At 66.8% G+C, this 711-nt stretch carries 1 pseudogene; it reads right to left on the bottom strand.

The window, feature by feature from the left end:
• Positions 1-51: 51 nt before the first annotated feature.
• A pseudogene (locus tag CA234_RS24155) lies at positions 52-711 on the bottom strand (cytochrome o ubiquinol oxidase subunit I); the annotation flags it as partial.

The following is a 711-nucleotide window of genomic DNA, read 5'->3' as shown; positions in this document are numbered from 1 at the left end:
CGTAGAACATGGGCGCCTCGGCGCCGGGCGGAATCGTGGCCTCGGCCATCGTTATGCTGCTCCGGCCGCGGCGAGCTGACGCCCGTAGGCTTCCTCGGTGGCGGTTACTTCGGCGGCCGGGATGTAGAAGTCCCGGTCATAGTTGAAGCTGTGGATGATCGTCGCTGCGATCACGCCCAGCAGGCCCAGGGATGCCAGCCACCACATGTACCAGGTCAGGCCGCAGGCACAGGTCGCCGAGAACGCGGCGATGATGAGGCCGGCACCCGTGTTCTTGGGCATGTGGATGTCGCGGTAGCCACCGGTCGGACGAACGGCCTGACGGTTCTTCATGTCGTACCAGGCGTCCAGGTCGTGGACGATCGGCGTGAACGCGAAGTTGTAGGCCGGCGGCGGGGACGAGGTCGCCCACTCCAGCGTGCGGCCACCCCACGGATCGCCCGTCAGGTCGCGCAGCTGGTCGCGGCGCAGGATGCTCACCCCGAACTGGATCAGCATGGCGAGAATTCCCACCGCGATCAGCGCGGCACCCAGCCCTGCGATGATGAACCAGATCTGGAGCGACGGATCATCGAACACGCGCAGGCGACGGGTAACGCCCATGAGGCCCAGGATGTAGATCGGCGCAAACGCGACCCAGAACCCGACGACCCAGCACCCGAAGCTGACCTTCCCCCAGCACGGGTCGAGGCGGAAGCCCATGGCCTGCGG

The sequence above is a fragment of the Sphingomonas sp. ABOLE genome (assembly GCF_003950455.1).
GTDB lineage: Bacteria > Pseudomonadota > Alphaproteobacteria > Sphingomonadales > Sphingomonadaceae > Sphingomonas > Sphingomonas trueperi.
Note: the sequence above shows the minus strand (reverse complement) of the source record. Positions and strands in the feature narration are given on the sequence as shown.